The organism is Streptomyces populi, from assembly GCF_002911015.1.
In the GTDB taxonomy this organism is placed as follows: Bacteria; Actinomycetota; Actinomycetes; order Streptomycetales; family Streptomycetaceae; genus Streptomyces; species Streptomyces populi.
Genome location: NZ_KZ626948.1, coordinates 1 through 20,798, shown reverse-complemented (window position 1 = coordinate 20,798; position 20,798 = coordinate 1). Strand labels below are relative to the sequence as shown.

The 20,798-nt window shown below is 73.4% G+C and carries 12 protein-coding genes; 6 read left to right on the top strand and 6 right to left on the bottom strand.

Going from position 1 to position 20,798, the window contains the following annotated elements; genetic code table 11:
* Positions 1-2: 2 nt before the first annotated feature.
* The 3 genes from trmB to CW362_RS34830 all read right to left on the bottom strand — a co-directional run bounded on the left by trmB (position 3) and on the right by CW362_RS34830 (position 3,842).
* Positions 3-839 (bottom strand): tRNA (guanosine(46)-N7)-methyltransferase TrmB, encoded by an 837-nt coding sequence (gene trmB / locus CW362_RS34845; protein WP_206301144.1) that lies wholly within the window; start codon positions 837-839, stop codon positions 3-5.
* A 200-nt stretch (positions 840-1,039) separates the two neighbouring features.
* Positions 1,040-2,275 (bottom strand): L-2-hydroxyglutarate oxidase, encoded by a 1,236-nt coding sequence (lhgO, locus tag CW362_RS34835; RefSeq protein WP_103553615.1) that lies wholly within the window; start codon positions 2,273-2,275, stop codon positions 1,040-1,042.
* 145 nt (positions 2,276-2,420) lie between these two features.
* Positions 2,421-3,842: an NsdA family TPR-like regulatory protein gene (locus CW362_RS34830; RefSeq protein ID WP_103553614.1), complete on the bottom strand. Its 1,422-nt coding sequence runs from the start codon at positions 3,840-3,842 to the stop codon at positions 2,421-2,423.
* A gap of 800 nt (positions 3,843-4,642) precedes the next feature.
* Here CW362_RS34830 and CW362_RS34825 point away from each other — a divergent pair.
* On the top strand, positions 4,643-6,736 hold the full coding sequence (locus CW362_RS34825) for an asparagine synthase-related protein (protein WP_103553613.1): 2,094 nt from the start codon (positions 4,643-4,645) through the stop codon (positions 6,734-6,736).
* 431 nt (positions 6,737-7,167) lie between these two features.
* On the top strand, positions 7,168-10,503 hold the full coding sequence (locus CW362_RS34820) for an AfsR/SARP family transcriptional regulator (protein ID WP_240658184.1): 3,336 nt from the start codon (positions 7,168-7,170) through the stop codon (positions 10,501-10,503).
* A gap of 4 nt (positions 10,504-10,507) precedes the next feature.
* On the opposite strand, the gene CW362_RS34815 is transcribed toward CW362_RS34820, so the two are convergent.
* A complete protein-coding gene (locus CW362_RS34815) occupies positions 10,508-12,541 on the bottom strand; it encodes a sigma-70 family RNA polymerase sigma factor (RefSeq protein WP_103553611.1) in 2,034 nt (677 codons plus the stop codon).
* Between the two features lie 463 nt (positions 12,542-13,004).
* Entirely contained in the window at positions 13,005-13,784 is a 780-nt protein-coding gene (locus tag CW362_RS34810) for a TetR/AcrR family transcriptional regulator (protein WP_103553610.1), read from the bottom strand.
* A 377-nt stretch (positions 13,785-14,161) separates the two neighbouring features.
* Here CW362_RS34810 and CW362_RS34805 point away from each other — a divergent pair, with 377 nt between their 5' ends.
* The 3 genes from CW362_RS34805 (at position 14,162) to CW362_RS34795 (ending at position 18,295) form a co-directional block, all read left to right on the top strand.
* Entirely contained in the window at positions 14,162-15,523 is a 1,362-nt protein-coding gene (locus CW362_RS34805; protein WP_103553609.1) for an NAD(P)/FAD-dependent oxidoreductase, read from the top strand.
* Between the two features lie 130 nt (positions 15,524-15,653).
* Positions 15,654-17,321: an ATP-binding SpoIIE family protein phosphatase gene (locus CW362_RS34800; RefSeq protein ID WP_103553608.1), complete on the top strand. Its 1,668-nt coding sequence runs from the start codon at positions 15,654-15,656 to the stop codon at positions 17,319-17,321.
* 158 nt (positions 17,322-17,479) lie between these two features.
* On the top strand, positions 17,480-18,295 hold the full coding sequence (locus CW362_RS34795; protein WP_103553607.1) for a class I SAM-dependent methyltransferase: 816 nt from the start codon (positions 17,480-17,482) through the stop codon (positions 18,293-18,295).
* 92 nt (positions 18,296-18,387) lie between these two features.
* Here CW362_RS34795 and CW362_RS34790 read toward each other — a convergent pair whose 3' ends face one another.
* Positions 18,388-19,662, bottom strand: a complete 1,275-nt coding sequence (locus CW362_RS34790; protein ID WP_206301143.1) for an MFS transporter — start codon at positions 19,660-19,662, stop codon at positions 18,388-18,390.
* Positions 19,663-19,842: 180 nt separating this feature from the next.
* On the opposite strand from CW362_RS34790, the gene CW362_RS34785 reads away from it, so the two are divergent.
* Positions 19,843-20,391, top strand: a complete 549-nt coding sequence (locus CW362_RS34785) for a MarR family winged helix-turn-helix transcriptional regulator (protein ID WP_103553605.1) — start codon at positions 19,843-19,845, stop codon at positions 20,389-20,391.
* Positions 20,392-20,798 lie beyond the last annotated feature (407 nt).

The following is a 20,798-nucleotide window of genomic DNA, read 5'->3' as shown; positions in this document are numbered from 1 at the left end:
GGTCAGTCGCCCGGGGTGTGCTGGTCTCGATGCTGTACGCGCCGGAAGAGGAGGTCGTTCACCACATGACCCTTGTCCAGTCCCTGGCCCTCGAAACGGGTCAGCGGCCGGAACTCCGGACGGGGCGCGAAACCGCCGTCCGGCAGGGTGTTCTCGAAGGCGGGGTGCGCGCTCAGCACTTCGAGCATCTGCTCGGCGTACGGTTCCCAGTCCGTCGCGCAGTGCACGAGCGCGCCCGGCGCGAGGCGGGTCGCTGCGAGATCGAGGAACTCCGGCTGGATCAGGCGCCGCTTGTGGTGCCGCTTCTTGGGCCAGGGATCGGGGAAAAAGACGCGCAGACCGTTCAGGGAGTCGGGCGGGAGCATCTCGCGGAGCAGGATGATCGCGTCGCCGTTGGCGACACGGATGTTGGTCAGGCTGTTCCGCTCGGCGAGGTTGAGCAGGTTGCCCTGGCCGGGTGTGTGCACGTCGACGGCGAGGATGCCGGTCCCCTGGTCGTCGGCCGCCATCTGCGCGGTGGCCTCCCCCATGCCGAAGCCGATCTCCAGCACGACGGGCAGGTCCGCCCCGAACAGCTCGGCCAGGTCGAGCGTCCGCCGTCCGTCGATGTCCAGACCCCACTTGGGCCACAGCCGCTGCAACGCGTCCGCCTGTCCGGTCGTCACCCGGCTCCGGCGCGGCTGGAAACTCCGGATCCGCCGCTCGAAGTGCGAGCCGGCGGGATCCGCCTGCGGACCGTCGGGGAAGCGGGGCTCGCCCTTGGCGCGGTGGTGACGCGGCGAGCCGTCCTCGGCGGAGGCGGGCCGGGTCTCTTCGGTGGAGTCGAGGAAATCAGACACAGTGGGGTCGATTTTACGGGCGCGGGAGCAAGCCCGGAGCGGGCCTGGCCCGGAGCCGGGCGGACCGCCGGGGACGGCGGGTGGACCGCTCGGGCCGCGGCCGGGCCCAGGGGCGGGCCACCGTGACCGACGGGTGGACCGCCACGGCCGGGGTGCGGGGTCGTGGCGGCGGGGGACGGTGACGGGCGGGTGGAGTGCGCTCAGGTTGCTGCCAGGGACGCCAGTGCCCGGCGGGCGACCTCCCGGCCGATCGGGAGGGAGGCGGTGGCCGCCGGGGACGGCGCGTTCAGCACGTGCACGGTCCTCGGGCCCTCCTTGATCAGGAAGTCGTCGACCAGGGTCCCGTCGCGCAGGACCGCCTGGGCGCGGACCCCGGCAGCGGCGGGGACCAGGTCCTCCGGGGTCACCGCGGGCAGCAGCCGCCGCACCGCCTCGGTGAACGCCGCCTTCGACACCGACCGGCGCAGTTCCCCGGCTCCGTAGCGCCAGTGCCGCCGCGCTATGTGCCAGGAACCCGGCCAGGACAGCGTCCCGCCCAGTTCACGGGGCCGGACGACCCCCCATCCGTATCCCTCGCGGGCGAGCGCGGGCACCGCGTTGGGGCCGATGTGGACGCCGCCGTCGATGCCCCGGGTGAGATGGACGCCGAGGAACGGGAACGCGGGGTCCGGAACCGGGTACACCAGGCCCCGCACCAGCTCCGGCCGCGCCAGCGTGTAGTACTCGCCGCGGAAGGGGACGATCCGCATCCCGGGGTCGTCTCCCGTGAGCCGGGCCGTCTCGTCGCAGTGCAGCCCCGAGCAGTTGACGAGCACCCGGCCGCGGACGACGGTCCCGTCGGCCGTGCGCACGGCGACGCCGAGACGGGGGCGGCGGTCGGCCTGCACCACGTCCGCCCCGTAACGTATTTCCGCCCCTGAGGCCTCCGCGAGCTTGCGGGCCACCGCCACGTAGTCGCAGATGCCCGTGGTGCCGACGTGGATGGCGGCGAGGCCCCGGACCTCCGGCTCGTGCTCGGTGAGCTGGGCCGGCCCCAGCTCCGTGACCGGGATGCCGTTCTCCCGGCCGCGCTGCACCAGCCCGTGCAGCCGGGGCAGTTCCGACTTCTCCGTCGCGACGATCAGCTTGCCGGTGACGGCGTGGGCGATGCCGTACTCGGCGCAGAACTTGACCATCTCCGCGGCACCCTGGACCGCGTACCGCGCCTTCAGGGAGCCGGGGCGGTAGTAGATCCCGCTGTGGATCACCCCGCTGTTGCGCCCGGTCTGGTGCCGGGCGGGTCCCCGCTCCTTCTCCAGCACCGTCACCCGCGTGCCCGGCGCCGCCCGCGTGATGGCGTACGCCGTCGACAGACCGACGATCCCCCCGCCGATCACCAGCACATCGCAGTCGTAGGCGCTCCGCACCCGCACCACCTCCCGGCCTCGATAGTGCACTGTGCCACTGACAGTGCCCTCAAACCCGAGGACAGTGCCCCGCGTTTTTTCGCGCCGCGGGGCCGCGGCGCCCTGCTCACGCCCGGCGGTCCGGCCGCGGCGCCCTGTCCGCGCCCGGACCGCCGGGCGCCCCGTTCCGTTCCGTCTACGCCGGAGCCATCAGCAGCGGACGGGCCCGCTCCCGCAGCTCCACCACGCGCGGCTCGTCGCCGTACGGCTCCAGCCGGTGCAGCAGGTCCTTCACGTACTCGGTGGTGCGCGCGGAGGAGATGCGTCCCGCGACCTCCACCGCCCGCACGCCCTGCTCGCACGCCGCGTCCAGATTGCCGGACTCCAGCTCGGCGACCGCCGACACCACCAGGCGCAGCCCGTGCGACCGCACGAACTCCTCCGTCGGCTTGGACAGCGCCTGTTCGGTGAAGCGGCGCACCTGGCGCGGCGCCTTCAGGTCGCGGTAGCACTCGGCGGCGTCCGCCGCGAAGCGGTCGTATCCGTAGAAGCCGAGCCAGGACGGGTCGTTGTCGCCGTCGCGGGCCCGCTCCAGCCAGCCCTCGGCCGCCTTCAGCGCCGCGCCGGCCGCCTGGGCGTCACTCGCGCGCGCGTGGGCGCGTGCCTCGACGAGCCGGAAGAAGCTCATGGTGCGGGCCGTGGCGAGACCGCGGTTGCGCTCCAGGGCGGCCTGGGCGAGGTCGACGCCCTCGTCGCCGAAGCCCCGGTAGGTCGCCTGGAGGGACATGGAGGCCAGGACGTAGCCCCCGAGGGGCACGTCGGCGGCGGCGCGGGCCAGCCGCAGGGCCTGGATGTAGTAGCGCTGAGCGGCTTCCTGCTGGCCCGTGTCGAAGGCCATCCAGCCCGCGAGACGGGTGAGTTCCGCCGACGCGCCGAACAGGGCCCTGCCGACCTCGTCGGAGTAGGAGCCGAGCAGCAGGGGTGCCGCCTCGACCCGCAGACACTCGGGCACCATGGACGAACGCCAGTCCCCGCCCCCGTACTTGGAGTCCCAGCGCCGGGCGTCCTCGGCCGCCTCGCGGAGTTTCAGCACGTCGCTGTGGCCGACCTTCAGGGGCGCTCCGGAGCCGTCGTTCGGACTCACCTCGCGCGCCACCGAACTGTCGGCCGGGGTTATCAGCCAGCGCGAGGCGGGCGTCGCGTAGGCGCTCACGGCGAAGGAGCCGGCCAGGGACTGCCAGATGCCGCCGCCCGCTCTGCGCCCGGCGAGGTCGAGGCGGTACAGGTCCGTCGCCGACCGCACCGCCTGCCCGACGTCACGGGGGAAGGCGAGTCCGACTTCCGGCGCGGGATCCGCGTCCGCCAGGCCGATCTCGTGGAGCGGCACGGGGCGGCCGAGCTTCTGGCCGATGGCGGCCGCGATGAGGTGCGGCGCGGCGCCCTGCGGCACCATGCCCTTCGACACCCAGCGCGCCACCGACGTCTTGTCGTAGCGAAGTGTCAGCCCGCGCTGGGCGCCGAGGTCGTTGACGCGGCGCGCGAGTCCTGCGTTGCTGATTCCCGCGAGGGCGAGAACGGCGCCGAGTTTCTCGTTCGGCCCGCGTTGCTCCCTGGACATGCGCCACCCCTCGACACAGACGGCTGCCGCACTGGCATAACCACGCGGCATTCGTAAACCCAGCGTAGTTCGCCCGATCCCCAGCGTTAAGGGGCGTACGTCCGGTTGGCGGGATTGTGGTCCGTACGACTGTACGGACCGTTGCGGCGTGCTCCCGTTGTGTGGCCGTGCGCCTGCCCGTGCGCTCTTCTCCGGCCACCGGGGGGAGCGCTTCCATGGAACGTGCGTGGGTCGGCCCGCTGTACTGGATCCAGTGGGCTGGGGGACACCGCCGCCTACATCCCCGCGGGCGGCGGACCGGTCCGGGGGGCGAACTCCGCCTCCCGGACTGTGCGTTGCGGAAGCGGTGCGCAAGGCATGTACGGAGCGTGTCCGGGCCTGTCCGTCCATCACCGATTTGGCTGAAAAACGACGGTCCGCCCCGAGGGCAATCAGGGCTCCCACCATGCGAGTTGAGGGCGCGAAGGGCGTCCTGGGGGAGTGTATCGGGGGCGCATTCGCGTCGACCTGTCGGGGGCGGGTGGTGCGGGAGGGGTGCCCCGCGGGCCGGGGGTGGTCCGGTGGCGGTCCGGGGCGGATTTCCTTCCGGTGTGGTGCGGCGTTCTCCGATCTCCCCAACGGGCTTTGCGTGAAAGGTATTTGCCGGTGGATCGTCTTCGCTTGACGGCGCGGGCGTTCGCGTAGGGGCGCACTCCGGGGAGTGCAAGCCGCCGCAGGGGCCCTCTCGTACGCCTCCTTCGTGGCAGCATGGTGCCGAGTTCGTACGGTGCACTGGTTGTCCACAGCCTGTGGAGGCGGCGATGCGATGGTTGGTGGGGTGGAGCAGCACCGTCGCCAGAGCGTCCGCGGTCGGCTCGGCGGGCGCCACGGGCCACGACGGCGAGACCGTGCACCCGGTGGGTTCCCAACTCCTGTGGGGTGACCCGGATCCGCTGTGGGCCGTCGGCGACTGGCGTCCCGACGAGGTGCGCGTGGTGAAGGCCGACGCCGAGAACCGCATCGCCGTCCTCGGCACCTGCGGCGCCTCCGACGAAGAACTACGGGTCGGACTGTTCGCCGCGCGCGGTGGAGCGCTCCGCCACCTCACCAACTGGTCCGGCAGCTACACCGCCGTCGTCCAGGTCGGCCGCCGGGTCACCGTCTGCGGCGACCTCGCCGGCGCCCGGCCCGTGTTCTACACCCCCTGGGCTGGCGGCACCGCCTACGCCACCGCCGCGCTCCCGCTCGCCGACCTCATCGAGGCCAACCTCGACTTCGGCCACCTGGCCGCGATGCTCGCCGCTCCCGACGTACCGGCCGCCGTGCACGACTCCACTCCGTACGAGGGCGTGCGCCGCATCCCGCCCGGACACACGCTCGTCCTGCGGGCCGGAGCGCGCGAGATCGCCGGGTACGAACCCGTCGCCTCCCTCGCCGTCGCCGCGCCCCCCACCGATCCCGCGATCGCCGTGGACGCCGTACGGGACGCCCTCGTGGAGGCCGTCCGCACCCGCCTCTCCGCTCCCCGCCATGTGCCGGGCACGGATGTCGACCCCGGGCCCGTGCCCGGCATGGGACCCGCCGAGCGGCGCGCCGCGCGCGGGACGCCGGTGCCGGGCATCGGGGCCGACCTCTCCGGAGGGCCCGCCTCGGGAACCCTCGCGCTGCTCGCCGCGGGCCTGCCCGGAGCGCCCGGCACGGTCCTCGGACACGGAACCGGTGCCGGGGAACGCCTCCTCGCGGTGACCTTCAACGACCTCGCGGTACGGGGGCACGAGGCCGAGCTGGAGCGGGCCGGGACGCTGGCCGCGAACCCCCGGCTGCACCACGTGGTCGTCGCCGGGGGCGAAGAGACGCTTCCGTACGCCGACCTGGAGGGGCCGCTGACCGACGAGCCGGGGCCGTCCCTGGTGACGGCGGCACGCCACCGCGCGCGGCTCGTCTCCGGCAGCGCGGACCACTTCACGGGCTACGGCGCGCGCCAGGTGCTGGACGCCCATCCGGCCCGGCTCGCCGACCTGCTCATGGACCGCAAGCGGCGCCATCTGGTGCGTCCCGTCGCCGCGTTGACGAAGGCCGACGGCTCAGTGATGGTCCCCGCGCGCGTGTACGGCGCGGCGCGCAAGCTCGCCCGTACGCCGTACCGCACCGGGGTCGACGTCCTCGCCGAACAGTTGCTGCACCGGAGGTTCGAGGACGCCGGGGGCGCGGTGGGCGCGTCGCTCGCCGCGCTCAGCTGGGCGAGACCCGGGCCGGCCGCGCGCTGGCTGACGGGGGAGGCGCTGGCTGAAGTATCGGTTCGTCTCCAAGGGGGCGGCGGGCGGCCGATCGTCGGGCCCGGACAGCGGCCGGGGGATTTCCGCGCACGTGCCGCGCTGGCCCGCCACGCGGCCGACGTCCGGGTCCTGGAGCAGGCCGCCGAGATCCGCTTCCAGCGGCTGCACACGCCGTTCCTGGACAACCAGGTCGTCCGGGCGTGCCGTGAGCTTCCGGAGGCGCTGCGGGTGCAGCCGGGGGCGCGGGCGGCGATCCTGCGGACGGTGCTGGAGGGGGCCGGGGTGGCCGATCTGCCCTCCGGGTGGGGGGCTCCGTCCCACGCGTCCTCCACGGCGGCGGCCCGGACCGGGGTGCGGGTGGCGGCCGATTCCCTGGTCTCCCTGTTCGACACGCCGTTGCTCGCGCAGGCGGGGCTCGTCGAGGCGCGCGTCGTCCGCAAGGCGCTGCGCTCGGCGGCGGAGGGGGCGCCGCTGCCCCTCGACGGGCTGGCCGATCTCGTCTCGCTCGAACTGTGGCTGCGGCGGTTGCTGGCCCGGCGCGGAACGTGCTGGACCGGGACACCGGCGCGTCAGCGGGCCGTTCCCGCGGGGATCGTTCCGCAGGGGAGGGCGCTGGGCGCGGCTGCCCGTCAGTCCTGAACGCCGACGGGTTCGGTGCCGGTCCGGTGGGTGGGTCGGGGCCGTGCCGGTGCATCAGCCCGTCGCCGTCGGACAGGGATGTGGGCGTCGGTGGCGACGGGCATCGATGTACCGGCACGGCCCCTCACGCCGGATCCCGGCCGCGGGTGAGCGGTGGCTCGGGTGCAGTCCCTCGCGGGCGTGAAGATCCAGCCCCTCCGGCGTTTGAGGAGCGGGGGTTCGGGGGCGGCGCCCCAGGGACGATGGGGGTCCCCCCTGGTCTGGGGGTCCCTCCCGGCCGAAGGCTGGGGGAGAAGCCGAGACCTTGGGGGAGGGTAGGGGCGGAGGGGGCGAAGAAAGCTTGTGCTCGGGGGCCGTCGCCGGGGACGGGGTGGAGCGGCTCGCCGGAGTATCCCGGTGACCCGGAGCGGGCGGGCGGTGAGAATGGGGGCGTGCGGTACGGGATTCTGGGGGTTGCCCAGGCGGAGGACGACCGGGGGGCCCTGGTCACGGTGGGCGGCCCCCGGGTACGCGCGCTGCTCACGGCCCTCGCCCGCCACCCCGCCCGCACGATCTCCCCGGACACCCTCATCGACGAGGTGTGGGCGGACGATCCGCCCCAGGACGCCCCGGCGGCGCTGCAGGCACTGGTCGGCCGCCTCCGCCGGGCCGTCGGGAAGGACGCCGTCACCTCGGAGCCCGGCGGCTACCGGCTCCGGGCCACCCGGGACGACGTGGACCTGTTCGTCTTCGAGCGGCTCGTCACGGAGGGCAGGACCGCCCTCGACGGCGGCGACGCCCGTACCGCCGCCGCCCGGCTGGGCGAAGCCCTCGCCCTGTGGCGCGGCCCCGCCCTCGCGGACCTTCCCGACCGCACCGCCGCGACCCGTCCGGAAGCGCTGCGCCTGGAGGCGACGCGCAGCCGTGTCGAGGCGGACCTGCGGCTCGGCCGGGCCTTCGACGTCGTACCGGAGCTGAAGGAGCTTACGGCGGCCCACCCGTACGACGAGGCGCTGCACGTCCTGCTCATCCGCGCCCTGCGCGAGACCGGTCGCGGTGCCGACGCGCTGGCCGCGTACGAGGACGTCCGCCGCGCGCTGGCGGACGGTCTCGGCGCGGACCCCGGGCCGGAGCTGCGGGACCTGCACGCCGCGCTGCTGGACCCGCGGGAGTCCGGATCCGGGACGGTCGCCGCGCCGGCCGAGGGTCCCCGGGACGGGGACCCCTCCCGTGCCCGGCGGACCGGGAACATCCGTCCCCGTCTGAACTCCTTCGTCGGCCGGGAACACGAGGTCGGGGCCATCCGTTCGGACGTGCGGGGGGCGCGGCTGGTCACGCTGACCGGACCGGGAGGCTCGGGCAAGACCCGCCTCGCCGAGGAGGCCGCCGCCGGGCTTTCGCAGGCGTGGCTGGCCGAGCTGGCCCCGCTCGACCGGCCCGAGGCGGTCCCGGGCGCGGTGGTCAGCGCCCTCGGTCTGCGCGAGACCGCACTGATCTCCAACGAGATGACGGTCGCGCAGGACGACCCGGTAGCCCTGCTCGTCGAGTACTGCGCCCCGCGCAGCCAGCTCCTGATCCTCGACAACTGCGAGCACGTGATCGACGCGGCGGCCGAACTCGCCGAGACGCTGCTGACCCGCTGCCCCGGCCTCACGATCCTCGCCACCAGCCGCGAACCCCTGGGCGTCCCCGGCGAGTTGGTGCGCCCGGTCGAGCCGCTCCGGCCCGATTCCGCGCACCGCCTCTTCATGGAGCGGGCCTCCGTGGTGCGTCCCGCCGCCGCGTTCCACGACCCCGCCGCCGTGGACGAGATCTGCCGACGGCTCGACGGCCTGCCCCTGGCCATCGAGCTGGCCGCGGCCCGGTTGCGGCTGCTCACCCCGCGGCAGATCGCCGACCGGCTCGACGACCGCTTCCGGCTGCTGACCTCCGGAAGCCGTACGGTGCTGCCCCGTCAGCAGACCCTGCGCGCCGTCGTCGACTGGTCCTGGGACCTGCTCGACGAACGGGAGCGGACCGTGCTGCGCGAGGCGTCCGTGTTCGCGGGCGGCTGGGACCTGGCCGCCGCGGAGGCCGTGTGCACCGGCCCCGCGGCCGACCTCGTCGGCGCTCTCGTCGACAAGTCCCTCCTCGTCGCCACTCCGGACGGCACGGGCGGCGGGATGCGCTACCGCATGCTGGAGACCATCCACGAGTACGCCGCCGAACGTGCCGCCGAGGTCCCCGAGCTGCGCGCCGCCGCCGAGCGACGCCACCGCGCGTGGGTGCGCGCCCTGGCCGAGGAGGCCGAGCCCCAGCTCCGCTCGGCCGGCCAACTCCCCTGGATCCGACGTCTGGAGGCCGAGCTCGACAACATCAGGGCCGCTCTCCGGCGCTCCCTCGCCGCCCGGGACGAGGAGGGCGCGGGCGCTCTCGTCCTCGACATGGGCTGGTTCTGGTGGCTGCGCAACTTCCGGCACGAGGGCATCCGCTGGACGGACCTCGTCCTGAGGCTGGGCGCGTTGCTCGACGCACCGGCCACCGACCGTGCGGCGGGCGGCCGTTCCGGGTGTGCCACCGGTGACCGTCTCGTCTCCGACCTCGAGGACGTCGATCCGGTGGGCGCCTTCCTCGACCACCCCGAGCGCGACGAGCGGCACCCGCTGCACGCCATGCGGATGCGGCTGCGGATGCTCCACCTGTTCATGAAGGTGGACGTCGTTCCGCTGGACGAGTGGGGGGAGGGCCGGCTGCGGGAGTACGTGGAGCGGGTGCGGGGCGCCTTCGAGCGGGGCGGTCCGGACGCGGCGCGCATGCCGGGGATCGTCTGGCCGATGGCCGCGCACTTCCTGGGCGATCCGGACGACGTGGGGCCGGCGATGCACGCGACGGTCGCCAACTGCCGCGAGTACGGCGGCGAATGGGAGATCGGCGTCGCCCTGATGTTCCGTACGCACATGGTCGTCGACGCCCCGGGCGGCATGCCGGGCGTGGACGAGGACCTGGAGGAACTGCGCGGGCTCAGCCGGAGGGTCGGGGACCGCTGGATGCGGGCCCAGGTGTGCAGCGCGGCCGGTGAGGCGGCCATGGCACGCAGCCGGTACGACGAGGCGAAGGGCGAGTACGAGGAGGCGCTGCGGCTCGCCTACGAGGTGGGCGCGTACGCGGAGGTGCCGTTCCTCATGGCGCGGCTGGCCGAGATCGCCCACCGCGCCGGCGAGAGTTCTCTGGCCCTGGCGACGCTGGACGAGGCGAGCGCCGCCGCCGACCAGTACGGGGTGACGGACTCCCGGGCCTTCGTCCATCTGCTGCGCGCCCAGGTGGTCCTGGACGGCGGGGAGGTCGCCCTCGCGCGCGAACTGTGCGGGAAGTCGCGCGAGGAGAGCCTCAGAGGTACCCCGCCGCCGCAGTTCACGGCGGGGTTGAACTGGGTCGACGCCCTGGTCACGGCCGCCGAGTCCGGCCCTGCGCAGGGTCTGCGGAAGCTGGGTGCCGGGCTGCGGCACGCGATGGACGCGCGGTGCTCCGACGTGGTGGCCGCGGCCTTCGCCGAGGGCGCCGCGCGTCTGTTCGCGGAGCTGGGCGCCCACCCGGTGGCCACGCGGCTGACGGCCGCCGGCACCGGCTGGCGCGGCGGGGATCTGCGGTCCGCCCGGGAGAGCGCCGACGTCCGGCGCACCGAGGCCGCCGCCCTCGCGGCGCTCGGCCCGGAGCGCTACGAGTCCGAGCGCGCCCGGGGCTCCGGCTACACCCAGGAAGAAGCCCTCCGCGACCTCACCGAAACCCTCGAGACCCACCCCGTCGGCTAGCCGTTCAGCGGCACAGGAACTTCGACTCCGCCCAGTCGCCCAGTGAGGCCGGGTCGAACGGGCTGCGGGGTTCGACGACGAGCCGGACCGTCCGGTGGCCGGTGAGGTCCACGTGGACGGGGACCGCCGGGTCGCCGCCCTCGACCAGCGGTGACCGCCACAGCCGGGATCCGTCCGCGTAGACGGAGAACCGCAGCCCGCCCGGGACCGGCGTCAGATCGTCGACACCGGCCATCGCGTCGTACGAGTTGCATTCGCGGTTGAGATCGATGGTGACGGAGGACCGGCTGTGCACGGTCACCCCGTGCGCGTACCGGGTGTCCGCGATGTTCATCCCGTCGCGCTGCCACACCCGGCTGCTCCCGACCAGCCGCATCTCCGGCTCGGTGTGGTCGCCGAGGACGTCGTACCCCAGGTCGCTCCACCGGTAGACGACGGGGGCGGGCGGGGGAGGGGCCGGGGTCGGTTCGGACTCCGTCGGGGTCGGTTCCGGCAGCGGGGGCGAGGCCGGAGGCGGGGCCGGAGTCGGCGCGGGGGGCGGACTCGGGCTCGGGGCCACTCTCGGCGTCGGCTTCGGGGCGGGCCTCGGCTCCGCCGCGGCGGGCGGGGCGGGTGCCGGCCCGCGCACCACCGCCGGCGTCCCGGGCGCGGGGGATCTCCTGGGCGGCACCGGCGACGGCACCGGCGCCTCGACGGCGGGCGAGGCGGCCGGTGCCGCCCCGGGCCGCCGGGCGGGGCTGTCGTCGCCGACCAGGGAGAGCGCCACCGCCGCCGCGGCCACCGCGACGACACCGGCCGCGATACCGGCTTTGACCGGAGCGCCGAGTCCCTCGGCGACCGCCGCGCCGCCTCCGGCGCCCGCTCCCGACGAGCCGCCGCCCGCCACGGCCGCCGCGCCCGCGGCTCCGGCCGCACCCGCTCCGGCGCCACCGGCGATGAGCGCGAGGGCCTTCGCGTACCCGGCGGCACCGAACCAGCCGATGACCGCGACCGGTACGACCGCGGGGATCCCGCCGGCCACTTCCTTGATCTGGCCCGCGGCCAGGCGGCACCTGGCGCACTCCTCCAGGTGCTTGCGCAGCCCCCGTTCGGCACGGGTGCGCAAGCTGCCGCGGGCGTAGGCCCCGAGCCGGTCGGCGTGGCGCGCGCACTCCTCGTCCAGGGCGGACGTGGTGCTGACGTGCGCCTGGAGGTAGGCCTGCCTGAGCCCCTCGCGGGCGCGGCTGGCGAGCACACGGGTGCCGTTCGCGTCGAGGCCGAAGAGCGTGGCGACCTCGCTCGGGGACTCGTCCTCGACCTCGGTGTGCCACAGCACGGCCTGCCAGCGCTCCGGCAGCGAGCGGAAGGCCCGCATGGCCATGGACTGCTCGGCCTCGTGCATCGCGCGTACGTCCGCGCCGAGGCCGAGGGGGTCGTCGAGGGGCTCGGGAGCGCGGGCGGCCTGCGCGGCGAACACCGCGAAGTCGTCGACCAGTTGCTCCCGCCTGGCCGTCCTCGTCCAGCTCGCGGCGACCCGGCGGACGGTGGTGAGGAGGTACGCGCGCACGGCGTGCTCGGGACCGCTGCCGCCGCGCACGGCCTGGAGCATGCGGGCGAACACCTCGGCCGTGAGGTCGTCGGCGGTGTGCGGGTCGCGGCAGCAGGTGCGGGCGTAACGGCGGACGGCTTCGGCGTGCCGGCGGTACAGCTCCTCGTACGCCGTGTCGTCGCCCGCGCGCATCCGCTCGATCAGACCGGCGTCGGGGGGAGGCGGGTCCACCGGGAGCGCCGGGTCCCGCGGGGGCGGCAGGACACCGCCCTCGCGCCGGCCCCACCGGTCGCGCTGCGACGGCACGCCGGGGTCCGCCGTGCCGTGGTGCAGGGCACCGCTGTCGGAACCTTCGCCGTCGGGGTTCACGCCGCGCGGGCCCACACCGTGCGGGCCGCCCTGACCCGGCACCTGCCACGACGGTGAGCCGCCGGTCGGTGAGCCGCCGGTTTCCGTGCCGCCGTCGGGACCGTCGTCACCGAGTGACTCGTCCCGCCCGTCAACGCTCATCGCGGAAAGCCCCCGCCTGCCCACTCGGACCCGAATACCGGGACAGACTGTCACAGGCCGCCCGAGCGGCACCCCCTCGTACGGACCAACCACTCGTCCGAGGGGTTTTGCCGCTCTGTGGTACTAACTGTCATCCGTCCGGGGAATGGTCAATGGCCGTTGTGCGCGCGGGAGATGGCGGAGGAGACGGAAGGAAGCCGTCGCTACCGTCCCCAAAGGGACGCACGGGTGCGGGACGCGCCCTCGTGCCAGGGGCGCACGGCGCAGTGGAGGCACGCGAGAGCGATGCTCCTGGGCGCGAGTCGTGCCGCACTCGCGCCCGGGAGCATCGGTGTGCCCGGGAGCACCCGCGTACGCGCGGCTTCCGCGCGCCGGGAGTGTCCTCGTGCCCCGGAACCTCCTCAGGCCCCGGAGCCGTTCCGCGGCCGGAACCCGCCCGTGCCGCGGTCGCTTCCGGTCCGGTTCACGCCGGACGCGAGCGCAGGCCCTCCAGCAGGATGTCGAGGAGCCGGGCCGAGGCCGCCGCCTGCTGGGCCGCGTCCGGCAGCGAGGGCGCCGCCGTCGCGATGACCAGCAGGACGTCCGCCACGGTGACGTCCGCGCGCAACTCGCCCGCCGCGCGCGCCCGGTCGACGAGCCGCCCGACCACTTCGAGCAGTGCCGCCGCGCCGGCGTCGTCCACCTCGGCGATCACCGGCTCGTCCTCGGGGGCGGGCCGCTGCTCGACGAGCCGCAGCTCGGGCGCGGGCTGGGACCGCTGCTGCGGCACCCGTGCCTCGTCCGGCTCGGGACCGTCCTCGGCGACGCCGACCCGCAGCACCTGCGGCGGCAGCAGCCGTCCGGCGCCCGAGGCCACCGACGTCCGCAGGAAGCGCGAGAGCGCCGACCACGGCTCGTCCTCCTGGCCGAGCGCGGCGCGTGCCTGGTCGGTCAGCCGGGAGGTCTCCTCCTCGGCTATCCGGCGCACCAGGACGTCCTTGCTCGGGAAGCGCCGGTACACCGTGCCGACACCGACCCTCGCCCGCCGGGCGACGTCCTCCATCGGCGCGCCGTACCCCAGCTCGCCGAAGACCTCGCGCGCCGCGCGCAGTACGTGTTCCAGATTGCGCTGTGCGTCCACACGCAGCGGCGTCGTGCGCGATCCGTCCGCCGGACCGCGTCCGTTGCCGCTCGGCGCCGCGCCGATCGCACCACCAGGTGCGACGGCTGACGCGGAAGACCAATGAGAGTCCTGAATATGCATAAGCGTTCCCCCGGTAATGACGTCTCCCCCCGGAGACTCTCCCCGCCATCGACAGACCGGAGCGCGTGGAACAAGCTGGTGTGCGAGCCCGTCGTACGGACTCGCCGAGCGCATCCCCCTACACCCCGTCGACACACGAACATAGTTGAGCGGGGGTCAATTCAGAAGGGGCAGGTTCCGCACGGAGCGCCCCCCGATCGGAGTACGGACCCTGTACGTCCCGATTACGCCCTGTCCGAATACCCCCCTCACCCACCTTGACCAGCGGGTTTTCCCTAGACTCCGGCAAATCGGCCAACTCCGCACGTTGTAGGCGGCCGGTCACACAAATTGCCGGGGCTGTGGACAAACTCCGGAGCGGGGTGCGTCATGGGACGGTGAAGGAACGTGCGCGCATTCTCATCGTCGGCGGCGGCTACGTCGGGATGTACACCGCCCTGCGTCTCCAGCGGCAGTTGAAGCCCGAACTGAAGCGGGGCGAAGTCGAGATCACGGTCGTGTCGCCCGACCCCTACATGACGTATCAGCCGTTCCTTCCCGAAGCCGCCGCGGGCTCGATCTCGCCGCGTCACGTGGTCGTTCCGCTGCGCCGGGTCCTCGACCGGTGCCGGATCGTCATCGGCGAGGTCCGGTCGATCGACCACGCCAAGCGCACCGCCACGCTCACCACGCTCGCCACCGAGGAGGAGGGCGCGGGCGCCGAGCAGATCACCTACGACGAACTCGTGCTCGCCCCCGGCTCGGTCTCGCGCACCCTGCCGATCCCCGGACTTGCCGACTTCGCCATCGGCTTCAAGACGGTCGAAGAGGCCATCGGACTGCGCAACCACGTCATCGAGCAGATGGACATCGCCTCCTCCACCCGCGATCCCGCGATCCGGGACGCGGCCCTGACCTTCGTCTTCGTGGGAGGCGGTTACGCCGGCGTCGAGGCGCTCGGCGAGCTGGAGGACATGGCCCGCTACACCGCGCGGTACTACCTCAACATCAAGCCCGAGGACATGAAGTGGATCCTCGTCGAGGCCTCCGACCGCATCCTCCCCGAGGTCGGCGAGGAGATGGGCCGGTACACGGTCAGCCAGCTGCGCCGGCGCAACATCGAGGTGCGCCTGGAGACCCGCCTCAACAGCTGCGCGGACCGGGTCGCCGTCCTCAGTGACGGCGCGCGCTTCCCGACGCGCACCGTCGTGTGGACGGCCGGTGTGAAACCGCACCCCCTCCTTGCCGCGACCGACCTCCCCCTGAACGAGCGCGGCCGCATCGAGTGCACCCCCCGGCTCACCGTCGACGGCGTCCCGCACGCCTGGGCCGCCGGAGACGCCGCCGCCGTCCCCGACGTGACCGCGGAACCCGGCAAGGAGACCGCGCCCAACGCCCAGCACGCCGTGCGCCAGGCGAAGGTCCTCGGCGACAACCTCGCGCACACCCTGCGCGGCGAGCCCCTGGAGACCTACTCCCACAAATACGTCGGCTCGGTCGCCTCCCTGGGACTGCACAAGGGAGTCGCACACGTCTACGGGCGCAAGCTGAGGGGCTATCCTGCCTGGTTCATGCACCGCGTCTACCACCTCAGCAGGGTGCCGACCTTCAACCGCAAGGCCCGTGTACTCGCCGAATGGACCCTGGCAGGTCTCTTCAAGCGGGAGATCGTGTCCCTCGGTTCACTCGAACACCCCCGTGCGGAGTTCGAACTGGCGGCCGGGGGAAAGCCTCCGACCGACCCGAAGGGGTCGTCCTGACCGGACAGCGGAACTCCACCGGCAGGGACGGCGTCTGACGGAAGCAGACCCGGTCGGTCAGACTGCCAGACAGGTCCACGACTTTGGGCGGGTGAACCGCTCGCCCTTCTAACACGAGGCTTTCCCCACTGTGAACTTCACGCGCTGGAGCGCCCGGCTCCCCGGAACGCAGCGCCGCGCCGCAGCGCGGACCGAGCACACGGCCGCACCCACGGCCGCCCCGGACAGGCGAGGGGAAGGCTCCGTGCCGGCGGCCCGCGTCGAGCAGCTCACCGACGACGTCCCGCCCGGGCTCGCCGTCGACGAACTCCCGGTGCACGCGGTCCTCGACCGCGTCCCCGCCCTCGTCGCCCTCGTGCACGGTCCCGAGCACCGCGTCTCGTACGTCAACGACGCCTACACGGCGGCCTTCGGCGCCCGCCCCGCCGGCGCACCCGCGCGCGAGGCGCTGCCCGAGCTGGACGAGCTCGGCCTGCTGCCGCTCCTCGACCAGGTCCTGCGCAGCTCCAGACCCCGTACCGTCAAGTCCCGCAAGGTGTCGACCGGCCGCTCCTACACGTTCACCTGCACCCCGGTCGACACCTCATCGGGGGACGACGGCCGCGGAGTGCTCGTCTTCGCCACCGACGTCACCGACCACGCCGAGGCCGCCGAGCGGCTGCGCGCCAGCGAACGCCGTCAGCGCGAGACCGCCGTCACCCTCCAGCGTTCCCTGCTCCCGCAGGAGCTGGAGGAGCCCGACGACCTGCGCATCGCCGCCACCTACCTGCCCGGCGGCACGGAAGCGGCGGTCGGCGGGGACTGGTACGACGTCATCACCCTCGGCGGCGGCCGCACCGCGCTCGTCATCGGCGACGTCATGGGCCGCGGGGTCCGCGCGGCCGCCGTCATGGGCCAGCTGCGCACGGCCGTGCGCGCGTACGCCCGGCTCGACCTGCCGCCGCACGAGGTCCTGCAGCTCCTCGACGGCCTCGCCACCGAGATCGACGCCAACCAGATCGCCACCTGCGTGTACGCCGTCCACGACCCGAACGAGGGCCGGCTCGTCTACGCCTCCGCAGGCCACCTGCCCATCCTGGTCCGCGACGAGAACGGCACCATCCACCGCGCCGACGAGCCGACCGGACCGCCGCTCGGCACCGGCGGCTGGCTGCACGCCTCCGGCTCGGTCCCGCTGGGCCCCGGCTCCACCGCCGTCCTGTACACGGACGGCCTCGTCGAGCGCCGCGACGAGGACCTCGACGAGGGCATCGCCTCCCTGGAACGCGCCCTGGCCGGAGCCACGGGCGGTCCGCAGGTGATCTGCGACCGCCTGGTGCGCGCGGCCGGCGTCACCGCCGACCACGACGACGACGTCGCCGTCCTGGTCCTCCAGCACCCCTCCCGCACGGGCTCCGACGGAGAGCTCTTCCGCAACGCCGCCCTGGAACTGCTCGGCGGCATGGAAGCGGCCCCCCGCGCGCGTGCCTTCGCCTCCGGAGTGCTGGCCAGCTGGCGTTTCCCCGCCGATCTGCACGACCTCGGCGTCCTGGCCGCCAGCGAACTCGTCGCCAACTCGCTCCAGCACGGCACCCCGCCGATGCGCCTGCGCCTGCGCCGCACCGACCGCCGTCTGATCATCGAGGTCACCGACGGCGACGACCACCTCCCGCGCCGCCGCCGCGCGGAGCCCGGCGACGAGACGGGCCGCGGCATCGCGATCGTGGCCACGATCGCCTCCGGATGGGGCTCCCGCCGCACACCGGGCGGCGGCAAGGCGGTGTGGTGCGAGTTCGCGCTCCCGCGCGCCGGGAAGTGAATCCGCACCCCGGGAAGTGAATCCGCGCCTCCGGAGCCGAAGCCGCGCCCCAGGAATCGAATCCGCGCCCCGAGAATCGAATCCCGGGGCGCGGGCCGGCCCGGACGCGTTCCGCGCGTCCCCTGGCCGGGAGGGCCGCCCGGTGCTAAGAGCTCCCCATGGCAGACGAATCGGGCTTTCAGCTCAAAGGAAGTGCCCCCGAGCGCTACGAGCGGTACGCGGCACCGTTCATGGTGCCCTTCGTGGAAGCGGTCCTGGACGCGGTCGACCTGTGTCCCGGTGCCAAGGTGCTCGACCTGGCCTGCGGCACCGGCTTCGCGGCCCGCGCGGCGGCGGCCCGGGTCGGACCCTCCGGCCGGGTCTCGGGGACGGACGTCAACGCGGGCATGATCGCCATGGCCGCGGAGCAAGCGCCCCGCATGTACCCGGACATCGAGTTCACCGTCGCCTCCGCCGAGAAACTTCCCTACGAGGACGCGGCCTTCGACGCGGTCGTGTGCCAGCAGGGCGTCCAGTTCTTCCCCGGCCTGGACGCGGCCTTCGCGGAGGCGGCCCGCGTGACCCGTCCCGGCGGACGCTTCGCCGCCACCGCATGGGCCGCCAGAGAACTCATCCCGTACTTCGTCGCCCAGTACGAGGCGGTCGAGGAGTACGGCGGAAAGGAGCTCGCGGCGGACTACGAGGGCGCCTTCTCCGGCACCCCCGAGCGGCTCTCCGCCGCCCTGCGCGGCGCCGGCTTCCACGAGGTCGCCGTCCGGCAGATCACCTTCGGCATCGCCCTCCCGCCCCTCGACGCCTACGCCCCCGGTCAGCTCTCGTCCACATCCTGGGGACAGGCGATCGTCGACACCGCGGGAGAGGAAGGACTCCAGGGCGCGGGGCGGGTCGTCCACACCCGCCTCGCCAACCACACCGCCCCCGACGGCACCGCCACCCTCCCCTTCACCGCCAACCTGCTGACCGGCATCCGCTGAGACCCGCGACCGCGCACACGGAACGGCCGCCGTCACGTCTCTCCGTGACGGCGGCCGTTCCGTGGTCCGCACCCGTTTCGCGAGTCCGCCGGTCAGGCGCTCGCGGGCATCGGCTCGGCCGCGGCCCCGCCCTGCGCGACCACCCGGCTGCGGGCGAGCGATGGCTGGTCCTGCACGGGGGTCAGCCGCCGCCCGAGCCGCAGTGCCAAGGCCGTGATCCCGAGCGAGAAGAGCAGGAACGTCACGACGTACGGGCCGTGCAGCGAGGCCCCCATCGGGCCGCCCACCGCCGGGCCGATCGCCAGCGCGAGCTGCTTCACCAGGGCGAAGGCGGAGTTGTACTGACCCGCCATGCCCGTCGGCGCCAGATCGGCGACCAGCGGGGCGACCGTCGGCGACAGCATCGCCTCACCGAGCCCGAAGAGCGCGTACGTCGAGACGAAGGCCGCCGTGGCCATGGTTCGGCTGCCGTGCCCGAGGCCCGCGTATCCGGCCGCCAGCCAGGCGACGGCCCAGATGAGCCCGACCGCGGCGATCACCCGGGTCCGCTTGCGGCGCTCGACGAACTTCAGCACCGCGAACTGCGCGACCACGATCATCGCGGTGTTCGCCGCCATCGCCGTACCGAGCGCGGACGTGGAGATCCCGGCCGCCTCGACGCCGTACGCGGACAGCCCCGACTCGAACTGCCCGTAGCAGGCGAAGAACAGCACGAAGCCCAGCACGGAGAGCTGCACCATGGCCCGGTTGCCGAGCAGCTGCTTCCAGCTGCCGCTCCTGGACCGGGGCGCGTTCCCGTCGATCCGCGGCGCGTGCGGCATCCGGACGGTCGCCATGATCACGACCAGCACCAGGAACATCGCCGCCTCGATCGCGAACAGCAGCGTGAACGAGCTCGCCCGGTCCGGGTCGACGATGTGGCCGCCGATGAGTCCACCGACACCGAGCCCCAGGTTCTGCAGGAAGAACTGTGTCGCGAAGGCCCGCGAGCGGGTGTCCGCCGAGGAGCAGTCCACGATCATCGTCGCGAGCGACGGCTGCATCACCGCCTGCCCGGCACCGAGCGCCGCCGCCGACAGCACCACGGTCGTCGCGCTGTTCGCCAGGCCGAGGCTCAGCGCGCCCAGGGCGGCGGTGACCAGAGCGGCGAGCAGGACCGGCAGGGGACCACGCCGGACGATCGCCCGTCCGGCGAACGGCAGCACGACGAGAGCGGCCACGGCGAAGACGGCGAGCACGACGCCCGCCGTCATGGAGCCGAGTCCCCGCACCTGCGCCACGTAGACGTAGAGGAAGGGGACGGTAAAGCCGAGCCCGAACGCGCTGAGCGCGTTGCCCATGTGGATCCGGCGCATCGCTGCGCCCATCGCCCTGGTCACTTTCACCTGCCTTGGTCGTGAAGCCGTACCGGCTGCCCGCGGGTCCCGTGCCGGTGACACGTTCCCCTGCATGAGTGCAAGCTCGAAGACTTCAAAGCTAAATTTCAAGGTTGAACTCTACACCTTGAAGGACTTCGACACCAAGCGACGTCGTGCGATACTCGGGCCATGGGCGACACCCCCGGCGTCAGCGAGCCGACACTCGAAGAACAGATCGCCGCCTACCAGCGCGAGTTCCAGGACCTCGACCCCCAGGTCGAGAAGATCGTCTCGGCGCTGTCCCGCCTCAACCGGCGGATGAACGTCGCCTACGGCCGCCAGACCGCCGCGCTCGGCATCAGCAACGCCGAGTGGGAGGTCCTGAAGGCGCTGGTCCTCGCCGGCGCCCCGTACCGCCTCGGCCCGAGCGAGCTGGCCAAGCGCCTCGGCCTCACCCCGGCCGCCATGACCCACCGCATCGACCGCATGGTCATGGAGGGCCTGGTCACCCGGGAGCGCGACGAGTCGAACCGGGTGCGCGTCATCGTCGAGCTGACCGACGAGGGCCGGGAGAAGTGGCTGGAGGCCATGCGTCTCGCCACGGTCTTCGAGGAGGACCTGCTCCAGGACCTCTCCGCCGAGGACCGCGGAGTCCTGGGCGAGGTCCTGACCCGCCTGCTGCGACGGGTGGAGGACGCCCAGCCGGACGCGGGCGGCCGGCTCACCGACCTCGATTAAAAGATCTTGACAGGGAAGGGTTGACACTGCCCTGGCAGATCCGTAGAGTTCTTCGAGTTGTCGCGGGACCGGAACGGTTCTGCGGCGGCACCTCCGCCGCTGATGCGGCAAACAAACCACAGCACGATCTCCCAGCCGGGGTGAATTCGGCGTGCCCGAATTCAATTTCGATTGGGGTCCGGCGGCCCGATTAGGAACTGCCGGGAAGATCCGCTAAAGTTTGAGACGTCGGAACGGCCCAACAGCCGCGAAGACAAAACCCGCTGACTGGGAGTCAGGCCCGAAAGAGTCTGATAGAGTCGGAAACGCAAGACCGAAGGGAAGCGCCCGGAGGAAAGCCCGAGAGGGTGAGTACGAAGGAAGCGTCCGTTCCTTGAGAACTCAACAGCGTGCCAAAAATCAACGCC

What these genes read in the sequence shown, in the direction of transcription:
- CW362_RS34830 (WP_103553614.1), bottom strand. Translation starts at nt 3,842, where the DNA reads ATGTCCAGGGAGCAACGCGGGCCGAACGAGAAACTCGGCGCCGTTCTC.
- CW362_RS34825 (WP_103553613.1), top strand. Translation starts at nt 4,643, where the DNA reads ATGCGATGGTTGGTGGGGTGGAGCAGCACCGTCGCCAGAGCGTCCGCG.
- CW362_RS34815 (WP_103553611.1), bottom strand. Translation starts at nt 12,541, where the DNA reads ATGAGCGTTGACGGGCGGGACGAGTCACTCGGTGACGACGGTCCCGAC.
- CW362_RS34810 (WP_103553610.1), bottom strand. Translation starts at nt 13,784, where the DNA reads ATGCATATTCAGGACTCTCATTGGTCTTCCGCGTCAGCCGTCGCACCT.
- CW362_RS34795 (WP_103553607.1), top strand. Translation starts at nt 17,480, where the DNA reads ATGGCAGACGAATCGGGCTTTCAGCTCAAAGGAAGTGCCCCCGAGCGC.
- CW362_RS34790 (WP_206301143.1), bottom strand. Translation starts at nt 19,662, where the DNA reads ATGGGCGCAGCGATGCGCCGGATCCACATGGGCAACGCGCTCAGCGCG.
- CW362_RS34785 (WP_103553605.1), top strand. Translation starts at nt 19,843, where the DNA reads ATGGGCGACACCCCCGGCGTCAGCGAGCCGACACTCGAAGAACAGATC.